The following is an 18020-nucleotide window of genomic DNA, read 5'->3' on the forward strand; positions in this document are numbered from 1 at the left end:
CGGGGGCCGGACCGCGGCGCGTACACACCCCGCCGGGGGCCGGCGGCGCCTCTCGTCTCCGCTCAGCGACCGGCACCGGGGCGCGGGGCTATGGCCCCGCGCCCCGGGCCGCCCACCGCGCGCGCGGCCGGGGCCGTGGACGCGCCCGCGGAGCCAGGGGTCCGGAACGGGTCGAGGACGGGTGCCGGACCGCGCACCGTGAGTGGCGCGGTCCGGTCGGGGTCCGAGAAGAGGTCTCGCTCATCGTCTGAAGTCGACATGCCCGCAGCGTATCCCGTGTTCGAATATCTGTGCGATCCCCCGAAAGGGTGTCAACGAACCGGCGGCCCGAACCTCCGCACCTCCGCGCCCGCCCCCTCCCCCGGCTCGTACGACCGCCACGGCCCACGCCCCCCGCCGTCCCCGCCGTCAGGGCACCCGGTCGCCACGAACGCGGCGAGCGCCCCGCCGAACTCCCGGGCGAGGGCACGGTCGGCGTCGTCCACCGGGCCCAGCATCGGCGCGTCGGCGAACGCCTCGAAGTTGCCGAAGAGGAAGGGGATTTCGGAGCAGTGCGTAGCGCCCAGGGTGCCGTCGTCCCCCGGCGGGCGCCGCGTGAAGCGGTAGGCGTACGCGGGCCGGCCGCGCTCCGCGCAGCGGGAAGCGATCTCGGTGACCCCCGCCCCGAAGACCCGCTCGGTCCCGGCCGCCGTGGGGAAGTGCGCCGGCGACGCGGCGCGGAAGGCCGTCATCTCGTCCTGCGTGCTGCCCAGCAGGACGTCCTTGCCGTCCAGGCCGCCCGCGGCCACCGCCGCCATCGGGGCGCGGGGCAGCCCGGCCCCGCCGAGCACCGGGTACATCGCGGGTGCGACGTCGCCGGGCCGGGCGCGCTCGGCCGACAACCGCCCGTACGCCGACACCAGCCGTTCAGCCGGCATCTCCCGCAGTTCCGACGGGTGCCCGACGCCCCGGAGGCGCAGATACGCGGCGGCGACCTCGGCCGCCTCGGCGGGTTCCTGCGGTTCGAGCCCCCACGGCCCGCTCTCGGCGATCACCCGCCGGACGAGGAGCCGCGTCCCGGGGTCGACGGCGAGGCAGACCGCGCTGTACGCCCCGGCCGACTGCCCTCCCACCGTGATCAGCGCCGGGTCGCCGCCGAAGGACGCGATGTTGTCGCGCACCCAGTGCAGCACCGCGGCCTGGTCACGGCTGCCCAGGTTGCTCGCACCGATCTCCGGCAGGTACAGCCAGCCCAGGGGCCCGACGCGGTAGTTGGCGGTGACGACGACGATGCCGCCGAGGGCGGCGAGCCGCGCGCCGTCGTACCAGTCCCAGCCGCCGGAACCGGTGGTGAAGCCGCCTCCGTGGAACCACACCAGCACCGCCCGGGGGCCGGCACCGGGTTCGAGCGCCCCCTCCGGCGTCCACACGTTGAGGGTGAGGCAGCCCTCCTCGTCCCCGTGCGGCTCGCGCGGGCCCATGACGACCGCCAGCCGGGACGGCGCCTGCGGCACGTCGGCGCCGGCGTGGACCGCGTCGCGCACTCCGGACCAGCCGGGGGGCGGGGCGGGCGGGGCGAACCGCAACGCGGCGACCGGCGACGCCGCGTAGGGGATCCCACGGAAGGCCGCCACCCCCTGCCTCCCGGTCACCCCGCGCACGGAGCCCCGCTCCGTGACCACCACCGGCCGCCGCCGTCCCTCGGTCCCGCTCCCGCTGTCCATGGCAGCCGGTCTACCGGCAACGGCCGTGCGGTGGCCACGACCGGCCCGGCCGACGCGGCGGTGACGGTGCCGGAAGCCGCCCGGACTGCCGAACGCGCGTCCTGCCGTCAGGCCGCCGGAGTCCCGGGCGCCCCGGCGGACTCCCCCGTCCCGCCCTCGGCGGCCGCCGCGGCCTCGGCTTCCGCGGCCTGCCGTTCCCGCTCCTTGCCGCGGGCGGCGGCGCGCCGGCCGTAGAGGACCGTCCAGGCGATGAGGACGCCGGTGACTGCGTACGCCATCACCGAGTTGACCGTCACCATGGTGCCGGTCGACAGCTTGTACGAAAGGCCGATCCTGGTGAGCGCCTCCAGGACGTAGCCGAGTCCCCAGACGACGGTCATGGTGCGGATGACATGGCGGAAGCCCTCGTACTGCCACAGCCCGTCGAACCGCTCGGCGTCCTCCTTGGTGCCGTCGGTGCCGAACTTGCGCCCGAAGTAGAACATCAGCGGCCGCGGCGCGAGCAGGCTGGCCAGGCAGACCACCCCGAACAGGCCCGTGACGGCGGAGTCCTTGACCAGCAGCAGCCGCGTGGAGTGGGGACCGACGACGGAGACGACCACGCTGATCACCAGGAAGACGAGGGTGATGACGGCGAACTCGTCCACCTTGCGCCGCCAGGCGAGCGTGATGGCGGTGTCGAGCACGGGCCAGACGCCGGACAGCAGCAGGGCGGAGAACTCGCTCCAGCCGGCGTCGGTGAGCCTGCCGTAGGTGAGGACGGGCAGGACGATGTTGAAGACAATGGTGAGCGCCCAGCCGAGCGCCGACGACGTGCCTGACCGTCCGGACACGGCTTTCCCCCCGTAGTCGTTGCCGAAGCCGCAGGGGAACATACGCGCGGCGCCGCCGCCCCGGCCGGGCACTTTGCCCAGGCTTTAGGCGGCGGCGCCATGAGGTGCCCGCAGGGCCCCGCACCGGGGCCCTGCACCGGATCAGTCCTCCGGGTGCGGCTCCCCCGCGAAGGCGGCGGCGAGCCGCAGCCAGGGCGCGGCCTCGGCCTCGCGGCCCTGCCGCTGGAGGGTGCGGCCCAGCAGCAGGTGCGCGTAGTGCTCGACCGGGTCGCGCTCGACGACGACGCGCAACTGCGCCTCGGCGCGGCCCAGCTGGGCGGAGTGGTAGTAGGCGCGGGCGAGCAGGAGGCGCGGGGCGACCTGCTCGGGCACCTCGTCGACGACGGCCGTGAGCAGCCGGGCCGCCTCGGTGTACTCCTTGGCCTCGAAGTAGAGCCCGGCGCGCGCCCAGCGCTCCGCCGTGGTGTCCTCGCGGGGGGCGCGGGACCCCTGGGTGACGGTGGTGTTCACGCGAGCTCCTCTCCAGGTGCGGTGTGCGGCATGCGGCCGGCCGGCTCCAGTCCGAACCGGCCCCGCTCGAAGTCCTCGACGGCCTGCATGACCTCGGCCTTGGTGTTCATGACGAACGGGCCGAAGTGCGCGACCGGTTCGCGGATCGGGCGGCCGCCCAGGATCAGGACGTCCAGGGCGGGGGTGCGGCTGTCGGGGTGGTCGGTGGCCTCCAGGGTCAGGGTGTCGCCGCTGCCGAACACGGCCAGCTGGTGCGCGTCCAGCGGGCGCCGTTCGGCGCCGGCGGTGCCGCGCCCGGACAGCACGTAGGCCAGGGCGTTGAAGTCCGGCCGCCAGGGCAGGACCAGACGCGCGCCGGGGCTGACGGTGGCGTGGACCAGCGAGATCGGGGTGAAGGTGCTGCCCGGTCCCGCGTGGCCCGCGACCTCGCCGGCGATGACGCGCACCAGCGCGCCTCCGTCGGGCGAGGACAGCAGCGCCGACTCGGGGCCCTCGATGCTCTGGTAGCGGGGTACGTTCCACTTGTTCGCCCGCGGCAGGTTCACCCACAGCTGGACGCCGTGGAAGAGCCCGCCGGAGACGACCAGTTCCTCCGGCGGTGCCTCGATGTGGAGGATGCCGCTGCCGGCGGTCATCCACTGCGTGGCGCCGTCGGTGATGGTGCCCCCGCCGCCGTGCGAGTCCTGGTGCTCCATGCGGCCGTCGATCATGTAGGTGACGGTCTCGAAGCCGCGGTGCGGGTGCCAGGCGGTGCCCTTGGGCTCGCCAGGCGCGTACTCGACCTCACCCATCTGGTCCATGTGGATGAAGGGGTCGAGCTCCCGCATGGGCACGCCCGCGAAGGCGCGGTACACCGGGAAGCCCTCGCCCTCGAAGCCCTGCGGGGCGGAGGTCACCCGGCGGACGGGGCGCTGCTCCGCGGTCACCGGGTCGGGCTCGGCGACACGGGGCAGCAGCAGGGTGTTCTCGACGGTCACGGCAGGCATGACGCCCTCCTCGGCAGTCCCGGCGGGCCCGGTCCGGGCCTCGCACGACCGGTTTAACATTCAACCAACCGGGTCCATTCCCGCTCCCCGCCACCCCTCGGGGCCCACCCTCCGCGGGTCCCGAGGGCCTCAGAAGCCGAAGCGAGCGCGCTCGCCCTCCGGCACCAGGTCCACGTACTCGGGGTGCTTGCCGATCCACCCGCGGATGAAGGGGCAGAAGGGCAGCACGGCGAGCCCGCGCTCACGGGCCGCGTCCAGCGCGGCCCGGGCGAGGGCCCCGCCGAGGCCCCGACCGCCGAAACGGGGGTCCACCTCGGTGTGGATGAACGCGATCTGGTCCCGGTACAGGTGGTACTCGGCGAAGCCGGCCACCTCCTCGGCACCGCCCTCCTCCGCCGCGTCGAAGATCTCGAAACGGGACGTGCCGGGGTTGTCGGCGACTCGCAGTGCCATCGTCTCTCCTACTCGGGCCGCAGGGCGGCCAATTGCTGCTCGAACGGAACGACCGTATCCGCCGCGGTCGCCGCGGCCGGCGGCCGCGCCACCAGCAGCGCCGCCAGCTCGCCCGCGGCGCGGGCGATGCGGGTCGGCAGGGTGTCGGTGAGCGCGTCGCCGCTGCCGCCCCAGTCCTCCGACGCCGCGTACACGGCGGTCGGGACGACCACGGCCCGCAGGAAGGCGAAGAGCGGCCGCAGGGCGTGCTCCAGCACCAGCGAGTGCCGGGCCGTGCCGCCGGTGGCGGCGATCAGCACGGGCTTGCCGGACAGCGCGTCGCTGTCGACGACGTCGAAGAACGACTTGAACAGCCCGCTGTACGAGGCCGAGAAGACCGGCGTCACGGCGATCAGGCCGTCCGCCTCCGTCACGGCCGCGACGGCCTCCGCCAGGGCGCGGCCGGGGAAGCCGGTGACCATGTTGTTGGCGATGTCCACGGCGAGGTCGCGCAGTTCGACCACGCGCACGTCGACCGTGCGGCCGCCGTCCGCGACGGCCCGCCGTACGGCCTCGGCGAGCCGGTCGCCGAGCAGCCGCGTGGACGACGGCGTGCTCAGACCCGCCGAGACGACCACCAGCTTCAGGGGTGCGACGGTCACTTCGCGGCCTCCTTCTCCTTGCCCTCCAGGGCCTGCGCGTCACGGTGCGCGACCCGCGAGGCGTGCGTCGGAGCCTCGGGCGCGTCCGCGGGACGGCCCTTGGCGAACTCCTCGCGCAGCACCGGCACGACCTCCTCGCCGAGCAGGTCGAGCTGCTCCAGCACGGTCTTCAGCGGCAGTCCCGCGTGGTCCATCAGGAACAGCTGGCGCTGGTAGTCGCCGGCGTACTCGCGGAAGCCCAGCGTCCGCTCGATGACCTGCTGGGGCGAGCCGACGGTCAGCGGGGTCTGCTCGGTGAAGTCCTCCAGCGACGGGCCGTGCCCGTACACCGGCGCGTTGTCGAAGTACGGCCGGAACTCCCTGACGGCGTCCTGCGAGTTCTTCCGCATGAACACCTGGCCGCCGAGGCCGACGATGGCCTGCTCCGGAGTGCCGTGGCCGTAGTGCGCGTAGCGCGTGCGGTACAGCTCGACCATCCGCTTGGTGTGGTCGGCGGGCCAGAAGATGTTGTTGTGGAAGAAGCCGTCGCCGTAGTAGGCGGCCTGCTCCGCGATCTCCGGCGAGCGGATGGAGCCGTGCCACACGAAGGGCGGCACGTCGTCCAGCGGCCGGGGCGTCGAGGTGAAGCCCTGCAGCGGACTGCGGAAGCGGCCGGACCAGTCGACGACGTCCTCGCGCCACAGCCGGTGCAGCAGCGCATAGTTCTCGATCGCCAGCGGGATGCCCTGCCGGATGTCCTGCCCGAACCAGGGGTAGACCGGTCCGGTGTTGCCGCGGCCCATCATCAGGTCGACGCGGCCGCCGGCCAGGTGCTGCAGCATCGCGAAGTCCTCCGCGATCTTCACCGGGTCGTTCGTGGTGATCAGCGTGGTCGAGGTGGACAGGACCAGCCTCTCCGTACGGGCGGCTATCCAGCCGAGCATCGTCGTCGGGGACGAGGGGACGAACGGGGGGTTGTGGTGCTCACCCGTCGCGAAGACGTCCAGCCCCACCTCCTCGGCCTTCAGCGCGATCGCCGTCATGGCCTTGATCCGCTCGTGCTCTGTCGGCGTCCTGCCGGTCGTGGGGTCCATGGTCACGTCACCCACGGTGAAGATCCCGAACTGCACCGGCTTCACTCTCCTCCGTCGTCTCACGATGTTTGTTGATTATTCAACCACCCCTGTCAACGGGATGCCCAATCGGGCTATTCCTCCCGTGCCGGGGCGGGGCGCCCACGGCGCCGCCAAGGCCGTCCGACCGCCTCGCGCGGGCGCACACGCGCCGGGACCCCCGGCGCGAGCGACCACCCGGAAGCACCGCACGCGGATCACGAGGCCGACGAGGGGGGGGCACCGGCGACCGGCCGGGACGAGCGGGGACACGGGCCGGCTCGCCCTCGTGCACGTGGCGCCCGGGAGGCCGGTCCGAGGTGGGAGATCATCCTGGACGCGGCGCGATCGGCCCTCAGGACACGGACGTGGGCGCCGCCGTCCTCATCGCCGCCGGCTGCACCGCGGGCACCAGCGCCCCGGGCCGGCTTCGCGGACGCCCGGCTCCGTCTCTTCGCCGGAGCCCGCGTCCGCGTCCCCTGCGGGGGACGCGGGGCGGTTGGGACACGGACGGTCGACCGTAGCGGACCGCGCGAGGGAAAGGCGAATTACGTTCACGGGTGGGTGAAAAGTGCCTATGTGACTGGATCGGAACACCTCCGGCAGAGCACTCTCAGGGGCGCCGACCGCCGCCCCGTGCGCCACGCCGACCCCGCGACGCTCCCCCCGCCCGCCTCCGAGCCGAAGTCCGTTTCCTGACACATGAGCCACGTGATGCTGCCCCCGAAGCCCACCGCCCTTGACGCGCGTTCCGCGGCGGGCCTCGTCCGGCAGTGGCGCAGGGCCGTGGAGCCGGAGGCGCTCGCGGCGGCGTACGACGCGCTGGCCGCGGCGGGGCCGCTCGTGCCGACGCCGTGGGGCGCGCTCCTGGTCACGGGGTACGAGGAGTGCCGGCAGGTGCTGACCGGGCGCGAATGGCTCACGCTCGGCGTCCGCTGGCGCGACGCGCACCGTCCCGGGTGGCGGGAGAGCGCGAGCACGGTCGGGCTGTGCGAGACGCCGCTGCAGCAGGATCCGCCGGAGCACACTGCGCGCCGCCGCCCGCTCAACGCGGTTCTGGCGCCCCGGGTCGTGCGGGAGGCGGCGGAGCGGCTCGTGGAGCCGCTCACCGAGCGCCACGTCGAGGAGTTCGCCGCGGCCGTGCGCCGCGACGGCTCGGCCGACGTCGTCGCCCGGGTGTGCCGGCCGCTGCCCACCGCGGTCCTGGCGGAGATGGCCGGGCTGCCGGAGTGGATCGACCGGGGGTGGCTCGCCGCCGAGAGCGCAGCCATGGTGCGGGTGGAGGAACTCGCCGCCCCGCCCAGCGTCGTACGGCGCGCGGACGCCGCCGCGCTGGCCCTGCTCGACGCGTACGACCGCGCGCTGGCCGAGCGCCTGCGGCGTCCCGTGGGAGACCTGCTGTCGGGGTGGGCCGCCGAGGACCCGGCGGGGGCCCGCTACCTGCTGCTGACGCTGTTCTCCGCCGGGGTGCCGACCACGGCCGCGCTGCTGGCCGGCACGGCGCTGGCGCTGACCACCGACCCCGCGCTTGCCGAAAGGATCCGCCGGGACCCGGGGTTCGCGGGGCCGCTCACGGACGAGCTGCTGCGCTGGGACCCGCCGGGACGCGTGGTGACCCGCGTGGCGGGCGCGGACACCGAGCTGGGCGGCCGCCCGGTGCCCGCGGGGCGGGTGGTCCACGCGCTCATCGGCGCCGCGCACCGCGACCCGGTGCGCTTCCCCGCCCCGCACGTCTTCGACCCGGACCGGCCGGCGCAACGGCTGCTCGCCTTCGGCGGCGGTCTGCACTACTGCCTCGGGTCCCATCTGGCCCGCGCGCAGGCGCTCGCGTTCGCCCGGGCCTTCGCCCGCGAGCTGCCCGGCGCCCGGGCCGCCGCCCCGCCGGTACGGCACGCCGGGCCGAGCATGGCCGACATCGCCCGGCTGACCATCCACTCGCCCCTCACCTAAGGGAGACCGAAGGCCAGTGACCGAAATCCAGGACGCAACGGACGCCACGGACGCGTTCCGCAAGGACCTGTCGTCGTCGACCTTCGTACGGGCCATGGCGGAGACGGGCGTCCGGCCCTTCTACCGCACCGTGCACATGACGGGCGACGGTGAGGCCGTCGTCGACGGCCGGGACGTCGTCATGGCGGGCTGCAACGACTACCTGGGCCTTTCCACGGACCCCCGGGTGACGGCGGCCGCGGCCGAGGCGCTGACCCGCTACGGCGCGTCCTGCTCGGGCGCCCGCACCCTCAACGGCACCCTGCCCCTCCACGGCGAACTGGAGGAGCGGATCGCGGACTTCCTGGGCACCGAGGCGGCCGCCGTGGTCACCACCGGCTTCCAGGCGAACCTGGCCGTCGCCGCCCTGCTCGGCCGCGGCGACATCGTCTTCAGCGACATGTCCAACCACGCCTCGCTGGTCGACGGCATCCGGCTCGGCGCGGGCCGCCGCGTGCTCTACCCGCACTCGGACACCGCGCGGCTGGACACGCTGCTGGAGCAGGCCACGGCCGCGGAACCGGCCGCGGGCAAGGTCATCGTCACCGACGGCATGTTCTCCATGGACGGCGACCTGTGCCGGCTCCCCGGGCTGACGGAACTCGCCGCCCGGCACGGTGCCCGCCTCGTCGTGGACGGCGCCCACGACATCGGGCTGCTCGGCCCGGGCGGGCGCGGCGTCGCGGACCACTTCGGGCTCATGGACCGGGTCGACCTGTTCACCGGCACCCTGTCCAAGTGCTTCGGCTCCACCGGCGGCTTCCTCGCCGGGCCCGCGCACGTCGTCGACTACCTGCGCTACAGCGCCCGTTCCATCCTCTTCTCCGCGTCGATGCCGCCGGCCGCCCTCGCCGCGGGGATCGCCGCGCTCGGCATCGCCGCGGCCGAACCGTGGCGGCGCCTGCGCGTGCTCGCCCTCGCGGAGGAACTGCGTGCCGGGCTGCGCGCGCTCGGCTACGACACGGGGGACTCGGTCACCCCGGTCGTACCCGTCCTCATCGGGGACGCCACCGCGTGCGCCCTGATGTGGCAGGCCCTGCTGGACGAGGGCGTGTTCACCAACGCCGTCGGGGCCCCCGCCGTCCCCGAGGGCCGGTGCGTGATCCGGGTGACCGTGCAGGCCACCCATTCCGACGCCCATCTGCGGCGGATCCTGGACGCCTTCGCCGCCGCCGGGCGCCGGGCCGGCCTGGTACGGGACCTGCCCGCCCAGGCGGTGGCACGGTGAACGCGGTCACCGTCACCCCCGTCGAGGACCGCGCCGCGACGACGGAGTTCATCCGGCTGCCGTACGCGCTCCACCGCGACGACCCGCACTGGGTGGCACCGCTGGAGCGCGAGATGCGCGGCTTCCTCGACCCGCGCCGCAACCCCTTCTTCGACACGGCCGAGGTGCGGCTCCTGCTCGCCCGCCGGGGGCGCCGGACCGTCGGCCGGATCGCCGCCGTCGCCGACCCGCGCTTCCAGGAGCGGCACGACTACAAGTGCGGTCACTTCGGGCTCTTCGAGTGCGCCGACGACCTCGAGGCCGCCGGAGCCCTCTTCGACGCGGCGGACGCATGGCTGGCCGGACGCGGGCTGACCCGGATGCTGGGCCCGCTCAGCTTCTCCGTCAACGACGAGTGCGGACTGCTCGTGGACGGCTTCGACGGGCCGCCGAGCGTGGGCATCCCGTACAACCCGCCGTACTACGCGGACCTGCTGACCGGCTGCGGCTTCGGCAAGGCGAAGGACCTGCTGTCCTGGCTGGTGCCGATGCCCCCGGACGGCGAACCGCCCGCCGCGATCGCCCGGGTCGCCGCGCGTACCCTGGCCGACCCGGCCGTGCGGGTGCGGCCGCTCGACCCGGACCGCTACGAGGCCGACATGGCCGTCGTCAAGGACATCTACAACGACGCCTGGGCCGAGAACTACGCCTCCGTGCCGCTGACCGACGCCGAGTTCGCGCACATGGCCGCGCAGCTCAAGTCGGTCGTCCACCCGGAACTGGTGCGGATCGCCGAGGTGGACGGCGAGCCCGCCGCGTTCACGTTGTGGGTGCCCGACGTGAACCAGGCGCTGCGCACCGCGCGGGGCAGGCTCACCACCTGGGGGCTGCCGATCGGGATGCTGCGGATCAGCCGGGCGATGGGGCGCATCACCCGTGTCAGGGGCGGCACTTCGGGCGTACGGAAGGAGCACCGCAGCCGCGGGCTGGTGGCGGTGCTGCTCGCCGACGCGCAGCGGGCGGCGTTCCGGCTCGGCTACACCGAGACCGACCTGTCCTGGATCCTGGAGGACAACCGGGGCTCCAACCGGCACGCGCAGGCCATGGGCGGGGTGCACTTCAGGACGCACCGGCTGTACGAGCGCGACGGCGGGGGCCTGCGGTGAGGTACCTCGTGACCGGCGCCACCGGTTTCGTCGGCGGCCACCTCGTACGTCACCTCACCGCCCGCGGCCACGAGGTGACCGCGCTGGTGCGCGGCGGCCGCGACGTGCCCGGCGCCCGCAGCGTGCCCGGTGACCTCGTCACCGGAGCAGGGCTGGCCGTCGCGCTGCGGGGCGTGGACCGGATCGTCCACCTGGCGGGGGTCACCAAAGCGGGCGACCCGCGGGCCTACGCGGCCGTCAACGCCGCCGGGACGCGGCGGCTGTGCGAGGCGGCGGCGGCGCTCACCGTGCCGCCGCGCCTGGTGTACTGCTCGTCGCTGGCCGCCTCCGGCCCGGGGCGGCGCCGCCACGAGGACGCCCCGCCGGAGCCGGTCTCCGCGTACGGGCGCAGCAAGCTCGGCGGGGAGTGGGCGGTGCGGGACGCCGCGGACCGGCTGCCGGCGGTCGTGGTCCGGCCGCCGATCGTCTACGGCCCCGGAGACCCGGAGTTCCTGCCGCGGCTGGTGGCGGCGGTGCGCACGGGCCTGCTGCCCGCGGTCGGCCGGCCCGGGCCGCGGCACTACTCGCTGATCCACGTCGACGACCTGTGCCGGGCGCTGATCACCGCCGCCGACCCCGCCGCCACGGAGGTGGGCACGTACCACGTGTGCGACGGCACCGAGCACCGCTGGGAGGACATCGGCGCCGCCGTGGCCGCCGCGCTCGGCCGCCGCGCACCGCGGGTGGTGCACATCCCCGGACCCCTGGCGATGGCGGCGGCCCGGTTGTTCGGCCGCGCGTCCGCGCTCAACCCCGACAAGGTCGCCGAGGCGCTGCATCCCGCGTGGACCTGCGCCCCCGGCGGCCGGCTCCCGTACCGCCCCGCCGTCACGCTCCCCGAGGGGCTGCGCGGCGCCCTGAACCGCTGACCGCCCCGCGAGGAAGGGGGAGCACCCCGTGCGCCGCCGACTGTCCCCGTACGAACGCGTCATCTGGGCCGCAGGCGAGCGGCTCCCCGTCAACATCGCCGCCGTGGCCCGGGTCGAGGGCCGCACCACGCCCGGGCGCGTCCGCGCGGCCGTGGCCGCCGTCCGCGTCCGCCACCCCCTGCTCGGCGTCCGGATCGCCGACCCCGGGCCGTGGCAGGGGCGGCTCACCACGACCGGGGTGCCGGACCCGGGCGTGCGGGTGGTCCGCGACGCCGGCGCGGATGCCTGGTCCCGCGTGGTGGAGGAGGAACTCCCGCGGCCCTTCGACACCCGCACCGGGCCCCTCGCCCGCTTCGTGCTCGTGGACGCGGGCGAGGCCTTCGACCTGGTCACCGTGTACCACCACCTGGTCGCCGACGCCGTCTCCGCGGGTGTCGTCATGCGCGACCTGCTGACCCACCTCGGCGGGCCGGACCCGGCGGGCGCTCCGCCGCCCGGCGCCGGGCCGGTGCCGGTGCTGGCGGCGCCCGCGGACGAGCTGATCCCCGGCCCGCGCGCCCGCCCCGGGGACCTGCTGAGGACCGCCCGCGCCCTGGGCGGGCCCGTACGGCCGCCGTACCCGCCGGGCGGGCTGCTCGCCTACCGCGCGTGGTCGCTGGAGCGCGAGGAGACGGAGCTGCTGCTCAAGCGGTGCCGGGCGCGGGGCGCGACGCTGCAGGCCGCGCTGTGCGCGGCCTTCGCCCGGGCCGCCGCGCCCGGCCGTTCCGCACGGATCGCGGTCGCCGCGGACCTGCGCCGGGTGCTCGAACCGTCGCCCGGGGAAGCCATGGGCCTGTACGCGGCGAGCTTCGTCGTCCCGGTGGACGGCGCGACCGGCGACCTGTGGGCGGCCGCGCGGGAGGCCAGGACCGGCATCCACGCCCGGCTCACCCCGCAGGAGCTGCGGCCGCTCGTGCGCGTCTTCCGGCTGGCCTCGTTCCTGCCGCACCGCGCCGTCGGCGCCCTGCTGCGGCGCGGCGAGTCACGCGGCCCCCGGTTCGACGTGTCCGTGAGCAACACGCGCCTGGACCTTCCCGAGGCGTACGGGCCGCTGCGGCTGGCCGCCGTCCACGGCGGGGCGCACACCAGCCTGTCCGGGGCGCCGCTGGTGATCGTGGTGGGGCTCGGCGGGCGGCTGTTCTTCAGCGTCACGTCGACGGCGGGCGAGGAGGCCGAAGACCTGTGCCGGCGCGCCATGGACCACCTGCTGTCCGCCGGGTGAGGCCCGCGGACGGATAGCGGCGGGCTCAGCGGGTATCGGAAGAGGGTGGCACGCACCGTGGGAGTCGAAGAGGAGCTTCTTCTGGTGGACGCGCGGTCAGGTGAACCGCGCGCGGTGGCGGACGCGGTACTGGACGGCGGGCCCTGGTCCCGGGAACTCGTGGCCGAGCTGCAGCAGCAGCAGCTCGAACTGAACAGCTCCCCCTGCGCCACCCTCGACCAGCTGAGGGAGGAGTTGCGCGCCTGGCGGCGGAGGGCGGCGGACCTCGCCCGCTCGGAAGGCGTCGCGGTGGCGGCGCTGGGCACCTCTCCCGTGACGGTGCCGCCCCGGCTCACCCCCAGGGGCCGCTACCGCAGGATGGCCCAGTCCTTCGGCCTCACCGCCCAGGAGACCCTGACCTGCGGCTGCCACGTCCACGTCGGGGTGGAGTCGGACGAGGAAGGCGTGGCCGTCGTCGACCGCATCCGCCCCTGGCTGCCGCCGCTGCTCGCGCTCAGCTCCAATTCGCCGCTCTGGCAGGGTGCCGACACGGGGTACGCGAGCTACCGCTACCAGGTCTTCGGCCGCTGGCCCACCGCCGGAGCCACCCGCGGCTTCGGCTCCGCCGAGGGGTACCGCGCGGCGGTGTCACGGCTGCTGGCCACGGGGATCCTCATCGACCAGGGCATGCTCTACTTCGACGCCCGGCTGTCGGCGAAGTTCCCCACGGTGGAGGTGCGCGTCTGCGACGTGTGCCCGGAGTGCCAGGACGCGGTGGTGCTGGCCGCACTGGTGCGCGGCCTGGTCGAGACCGCCGCCCGCGAGTGGGCCGACGGGCATCCCGCACCCGACGACGACCTGGCCCTGCTCCGGCTCGCCTCCTGGCGCGCCAGCCGCTCCGGGCTGGACGGCGCCCTCCTCGATCCGCGCACCTTCCGCCCGGCGAGCGCGCACGACGTCGTCGAGACCCTGGTCGCCCACGTCGAGGACGCCCTCAAGGACGCGGGCGACCTGTACACCGTCCGCGCCGGCATCGACCGCCTCACCTCGCAGGGGACCGGCGCCCGCCGGCAACGCGAGGTGTACGCCCAAGGCGGCGCCCCCGCGGTCCTCCGCGACGCGGTCCGCCGCACGGCGGCCTGACGGACCCCCGGCGGCCGAGCCTCCCGCCGGGACGCCGTCAGCCCGATGCGACGACCAGGTCGACACCCCGGACGAGCGTGCGGGCCGCGGACCGGGAGTCGCCGAGATAGCCCGCGACCATCGCTCCGTCACGTAGGGCGACCACAAGGTCGGCGGACTGCCGGGGGTCCGCGACGCCCATGGTCGCGAGGGCGTCCTCGAGCACCTGGTGGAACCACTCGCGGTGCGTCAGCACGGCTTGGTGGATCGGGCACTTCCGATCCGGGTACTCCGCGGCCGCGTTGATGAAGGGGCAGCCACGAAACCCCGGACCGCAGATCTCCTCGCCGATGCTGTGCGCGACGACATCGAGCAGGGCAGCACCTCCCCCCGTCTTCTCGGCCGCGACGGCCACCCGGGCCCGGATGTCCTGATCGGTGGCGTCCAGGTAGCCGCGCACCAGGTCGTCCTTGCCCTCGAAGTGCCGGTAGAAGGTGCCGCGCGCGACGTCGGCCTCCGCCATCACCCGGTCGACGCCGACAGCGCGAATCCCCTCCGTGTAGAAGAGCCTGCTCGCCGTGGTCAGCAGCCGCTCCCGTGCCGCCGACTTGCGGGCTGTCGTGGCAGGCCCGCTCTTGGTCTCGCTCATGGACGCATTATATAGAACGTTCCTTCCATGATCTGGGCAGGCGGCGCAAGCAGGCACCCGGGCCACAGCACCAGTGGGACAACGCGACAGGGCCGCCGAAGGGCCGCCCGTATGTTCCCCGGGCGCCGTCCGGTATTCCCGTCGGGAAGGTGCGGGCGGATGCGCGGACTGGCGCGCAAAGGACGCGCGGTCAATGCACGGGCCGACGGCGCCGGCCATTTCCCGGCAAGAGGGCGGGAAATTGCCGTGGGGGACGAATAACCTTTGTCCGCCGAAATGGGTGCGCGCCGCTCACGGGACGACGGGGCGCCTTTCCGCTCCCGGCGTCTTGCGCGTTCCGGTATTTCTCGCCTGATCGCCCCTGCCGTCGGACACGCGCCTGACGGCCGCTCCCACCTGGGCGGGGATCGTCGCGCGAGGGGGTTTCCGCCGGAGGATCGTGCGCCCGGACGACACGCTACCCCCCGCAGACACCCACCGGGTTCCCCCTTTCACTCAGTGAAAGAATTTCCTCCCGAGTTATCCAGGCCGTCGAGGGGGCTGGTCGAAATACGGCCCGGCGACGTGATTCCGGAAGTTCGCGCGGTAGCATGAACTTCCCCTTGCCAGTGAATTCAAGGAATATCCGACCGAGTGGAACCCGGGCGGACGAGGACGGCTGACGGGAGTGTGTACGCGTGGGCTACGGCAACCCTTTCGATGACGGAGCCGCCGGCGCTCTTGTCGGGCGTGCCAAGGAACTGGATCGCATACGCGGCTTCCTCGGCGCAACCGACCGTGGCGGGGCGCTCCTGCTGTCAGGGCAGGCCGGGGTGGGCAAAACGGTCCTGCTCAACGCCGTGGCGGAGGCGGCGTCCGCGACCGGGACGCGGGTCCTGCGCGCGGCCGGCGTCGAGTTCGAGGCCGACGTGAGCTACTCCGGCCTCAACCAGCTCCTCTTCCCCCTCTCCGAGACGCTGGGTGATCTGGACAGCACCCATCAGGAGGCCCTTCGTGTCGCGCTGGGCTTCGGCAGCGGAGCGTCGCCGAACCGGCTCGTCGTGTCCAGCGCCACCCTCATGCTCCTTCGCCAGGTGGCCGCGCCCGGCTCCCTGCTGCTCGTCATCGACGACCTGCAGTGGGTGGACCGCGCCAGCGCCGCCGTGTTCGGTTTCGTCGCCCGCAGGCTCGGCGGCAGCCGGATCGGCTTCCTCGGCGCCGTGCGCCAGGGAAGCGAGACCTTCTTCCATCGCGGTGGACTCCCCGAGTACGAGGTGCCGCCGCTGGACGAATCGTCGTCTCGGGCACTGCTCGACGCGCGATTCCCGAACCTCGCCGAACGCGTGCGGCGTCGGCTGCTGTCCGCGGCCGAAGGGAACCCGTTGGCCCTGCTCGAGTTGCCCAGGGTGCTGAGCGGGCAGCAGCGCATGGCGCTGGAGAACCTTCCCGCCGTCCTGCCGCTGAGCCGGCGGCTCCAGGCGCTGTTCGTCTCCCGGGTCTCCGGGCTCCCGGCTGCCGCCCGCCATCTGCTGCTGCTCGCCACGATGGACGGGACCGGCGATCTCGGGGTCCTGCACGCGGCGGCGCGGCAGGACGGTTGCGACGCCGACCTCGAAGATCTCGCCCCGGCCGAGCAGAACCAGCTGGTCACCGTCGACGAGGGCACCCGGAGGCTGGTCTTCCGCCACCCTCTGATCCGCTCGGCCGTCGTCGACGCCTCCTCCAGCGCCGAGCGGCGCGCGGCGCACCGGGCCCTGGCCCGGGTTCTGGCGCACCAGCCTGAGCGCCGGGCCTGGCATCTCGGAGAAGCGACCGTCGAGCCGGACGAGCAGGTCGCCACCCTGCTGGAGCAGGCCGCCCACCGCATCACGGCGCGCGGCGACGCCCTGGGGGCGGTTGCGGCACTGAAACGGGCGGCCGATCTGAGTCCACACGGATCGGACCGGGCCCGCCGCCTGGCCGAGGCCGCCTACATCGGCGCCGACGCGACGGGGGAGCTGCGCGGCGTCTCGGAGCTGCTCGAGGACGCCCGTCGCGCCGACCCGGACCTGGCCGGGTCCCTGCACTCCGCCGCTGCCGCCGTCTATCTGGTCATCAACGGCGACGGGGACATCGACACGGCTCACCGCCTGCTGGCGGGCGCGATCGAGTCCGGCACCCACCAGTACGACGCCAAGGACAACGCCGTCGTCGACGCCGTGCACCTGCTGCTGCTCCTCAGCTTCTTCAGCGGTCGTGCGGAGCTGTGGGACCCCTTCTACACCGCGCTCTCCCGGTTGCGCCCGGAGCCGCCCGCACTGCTGTCCGTGGCCGGCAGGACCTTCTCCGACCCGGTGCGTTCGGGAGCGGCTGCGCTGGACCAGCTGGAGGACATCCTCGGCGGACTTCCCGAGGAGACCGACCCCGGCCGCATCGTCAGGGTCGGCACCGCGGCGCTCTACCTCGACCGGTTGCCGGCCCTCCGCGAGCCCTCGTGGAAGGTCGTCCGCCAGGGACGGGACGGCGGCCCGGTGCGCCGGCACCTCGGCGCCTTGATGCACCTGTGCCTGAACGACTACCTGACCGGCAGGTGGGACGAGTGCGTCGAGCTGGCCGACGAAGGAGTCCAGCTCTGCGAGGACTCCGGATACCGGTTCTTCACCTGGTACTTCTGGTACTGCCGTGCTGTCGTCGCCGCCCCCCGCGGGGAGGACGCGACGGTCGGCCTCCTCACGGGCCGCATCACGCAGTGGGCCGCACCGCGGGGCGTCGGGACGGCACTGCACTACGCCCGGCACGTACGCACCGTGGCCGACCTCGGACGCGGCGACTTCACCAGCGCCTACCGGCACGCGACGGCGATCAGCCCGGCGGGCACCTTCGCCTCCCACGTGCCGCACGCCCTGTGGGTGATGATGGATGTCGTCGAAGCCGCGGTCCGCACCGACCGGCCGGCGGAAGCGGCCGCTCATGTGCGCGCCATCCGGGACAACGACATCGCCGCCCTCTCGCCGCGGCTCGCGCTCCTCGCCGGCGCTTCGGCCGCTCTGTGCGCCACGGACGACGAGGAGTCGGTGCGCCTGTTCGGCGAGGCACTGGCCCTGCCGGAAGTCGGGCAATGGCCGTTCGATCTGGCCCGGGTGCGGCTGGCCCACGGCGAACGGCTCCGACGAGCCAGGGCGAACGCGGAGGCCAGAACACAGTTGACGCTGGCCCACGACACCTTCGCGGAGCTTCGCGCCCGCCCCTGGATGGATCGTGCGGCCAAGCAGCTGCGGGCCGCCGGATGGGTTGCGCCGAGGACCGAAGCGGGCGGGAAGGTGCTCACGCCGCAGGAGCGGGAGATCGCGGACCTGGCGGCAACGGGGCTCAGCAACAAGCAGATCGCCGAACGGCTCTATCTCTCGCACCGGACGGTCGGAGCGCACCTGTACCAGATCTTTCCCAAGCTCGGCATCACCTCCCGGGCAGCGCTCCGCGACGCGCTCGGGACTTTGGGGGAATGACGCCCACGCCCACGCCGGGCACCCTTCCGCTTCCACGCCCTGACCGCGCCTTTCCGCG

The 18020-nt window shown here is 74.3% G+C and carries 15 protein-coding genes; 7 read left to right on the forward strand and 8 right to left on the reverse strand.

Annotated features, from left to right (window positions below):
* Nucleotides 1-311: 311 nt before the first annotated feature.
* The 7 genes from ACFW3D_RS04870 to ACFW3D_RS04900 all read right to left on the reverse strand — a co-directional run bounded on the left by ACFW3D_RS04870 (nt 312) and on the right by ACFW3D_RS04900 (nt 6235).
* Nucleotides 312-1703 carry a carboxylesterase family protein gene (locus ACFW3D_RS04870; RefSeq protein WP_500501323.1) on the reverse strand — a complete coding sequence of 464 codons (1392 nt, stop codon included), beginning with the start codon at nt 1701-1703 and terminating at the stop codon, nt 312-314.
* A gap of 107 nt (nt 1704-1810) precedes the next feature.
* Nucleotides 1811-2536 (reverse strand): VC0807 family protein, encoded by a 726-nt coding sequence (locus ACFW3D_RS04875; protein WP_500501324.1) that lies wholly within the window; start codon nt 2534-2536, stop codon nt 1811-1813.
* 141 nt (nt 2537-2677) lie between these two features.
* Nucleotides 2678-3046, reverse strand: coding sequence for a tetratricopeptide repeat protein (locus ACFW3D_RS04880; protein ID WP_500501326.1), 369 nt, complete (start codon nt 3044-3046; stop codon nt 2678-2680).
* On the reverse strand, nt 3043-4032 hold the full coding sequence (locus ACFW3D_RS04885; protein WP_500501328.1) for a pirin family protein: 990 nt from the start codon (nt 4030-4032) through the stop codon (nt 3043-3045). The genes ACFW3D_RS04880 and ACFW3D_RS04885 overlap by 4 nt, the downstream gene beginning before the upstream one ends.
* Before the next feature lie 129 nt (nt 4033-4161).
* Nucleotides 4162-4485 (reverse strand): GNAT family N-acetyltransferase, encoded by a 324-nt coding sequence (locus ACFW3D_RS04890; RefSeq protein ID WP_500501329.1) that lies wholly within the window; start codon nt 4483-4485, stop codon nt 4162-4164.
* Nucleotides 4486-4493: 8 nt separating this feature from the next.
* Nucleotides 4494-5126, reverse strand: coding sequence for an FMN reductase (locus ACFW3D_RS04895; RefSeq protein WP_500501331.1), 633 nt, complete (start codon nt 5124-5126; stop codon nt 4494-4496).
* Nucleotides 5123-6235: an LLM class flavin-dependent oxidoreductase gene (locus ACFW3D_RS04900; protein ID WP_500501333.1), complete on the reverse strand. Its 1113-nt coding sequence runs from the start codon at nt 6233-6235 to the stop codon at nt 5123-5125. The genes ACFW3D_RS04895 and ACFW3D_RS04900 overlap by 4 nt, the downstream gene beginning before the upstream one ends.
* Nucleotides 6236-6919: 684 nt before the next feature.
* On the opposite strand from ACFW3D_RS04900, the gene ACFW3D_RS04905 reads away from it, so the two are divergent.
* The 6 genes from ACFW3D_RS04905 to ACFW3D_RS04930 are packed head-to-tail and all read left to right on the forward strand — an operon-like array spanning nt 6920 to nt 13870.
* On the forward strand, nt 6920-8167 hold the full coding sequence (locus ACFW3D_RS04905; protein WP_500501335.1) for a cytochrome P450: 1248 nt from the start codon (nt 6920-6922) through the stop codon (nt 8165-8167).
* A 16-nt stretch (nt 8168-8183) separates the two neighbouring features.
* A complete protein-coding gene (locus ACFW3D_RS04910; RefSeq protein ID WP_500501337.1) occupies nt 8184-9434 on the forward strand; it encodes an aminotransferase class I/II-fold pyridoxal phosphate-dependent enzyme in 1251 nt (416 codons plus the stop codon).
* Nucleotides 9431-10579, forward strand: a complete 1149-nt coding sequence (locus ACFW3D_RS04915; protein WP_500501339.1) for a GNAT family N-acetyltransferase — start codon at nt 9431-9433, stop codon at nt 10577-10579. Before ACFW3D_RS04910 ends, ACFW3D_RS04915 begins: the two co-directional genes overlap by 4 nt.
* A complete protein-coding gene (locus tag ACFW3D_RS04920; RefSeq protein ID WP_500501341.1) occupies nt 10576-11487 on the forward strand; it encodes an NAD-dependent epimerase/dehydratase family protein in 912 nt (303 codons plus the stop codon). Before ACFW3D_RS04915 ends, ACFW3D_RS04920 begins: the two co-directional genes overlap by 4 nt.
* Nucleotides 11488-11515: 28 nt before the next feature.
* Nucleotides 11516-12748, forward strand: coding sequence for a condensation domain-containing protein (locus ACFW3D_RS04925; RefSeq protein ID WP_500501343.1), 1233 nt, complete (start codon nt 11516-11518; stop codon nt 12746-12748).
* Between the two features lie 57 nt (nt 12749-12805).
* Nucleotides 12806-13870 (forward strand): carboxylate-amine ligase, encoded by a 1065-nt coding sequence (locus ACFW3D_RS04930; protein WP_500501345.1) that lies wholly within the window; start codon nt 12806-12808, stop codon nt 13868-13870.
* Nucleotides 13871-13907: 37 nt separating this feature from the next.
* Here ACFW3D_RS04930 and ACFW3D_RS04935 read toward each other — a convergent pair whose 3' ends face one another.
* Entirely contained in the window at nt 13908-14498 is a 591-nt protein-coding gene (locus ACFW3D_RS04935) for a TetR/AcrR family transcriptional regulator (protein WP_500501346.1), read from the reverse strand.
* 677 nt (nt 14499-15175) lie between these two features.
* Between ACFW3D_RS04935 and ACFW3D_RS04940 the strand changes: the two genes are divergently transcribed.
* Nucleotides 15176-17962: a helix-turn-helix transcriptional regulator gene (locus ACFW3D_RS04940; protein ID WP_500501347.1), complete on the forward strand. Its 2787-nt coding sequence runs from the start codon at nt 15176-15178 to the stop codon at nt 17960-17962.
* Nucleotides 17963-18020: the final 58 nt, after the last annotated feature.

Origin of the sequence: Streptomyces sp. NPDC058864, assembly GCF_042742985.1 — a bacterium.
GTDB lineage: Bacteria > Actinomycetota > Actinomycetes > Streptomycetales > Streptomycetaceae > Actinacidiphila.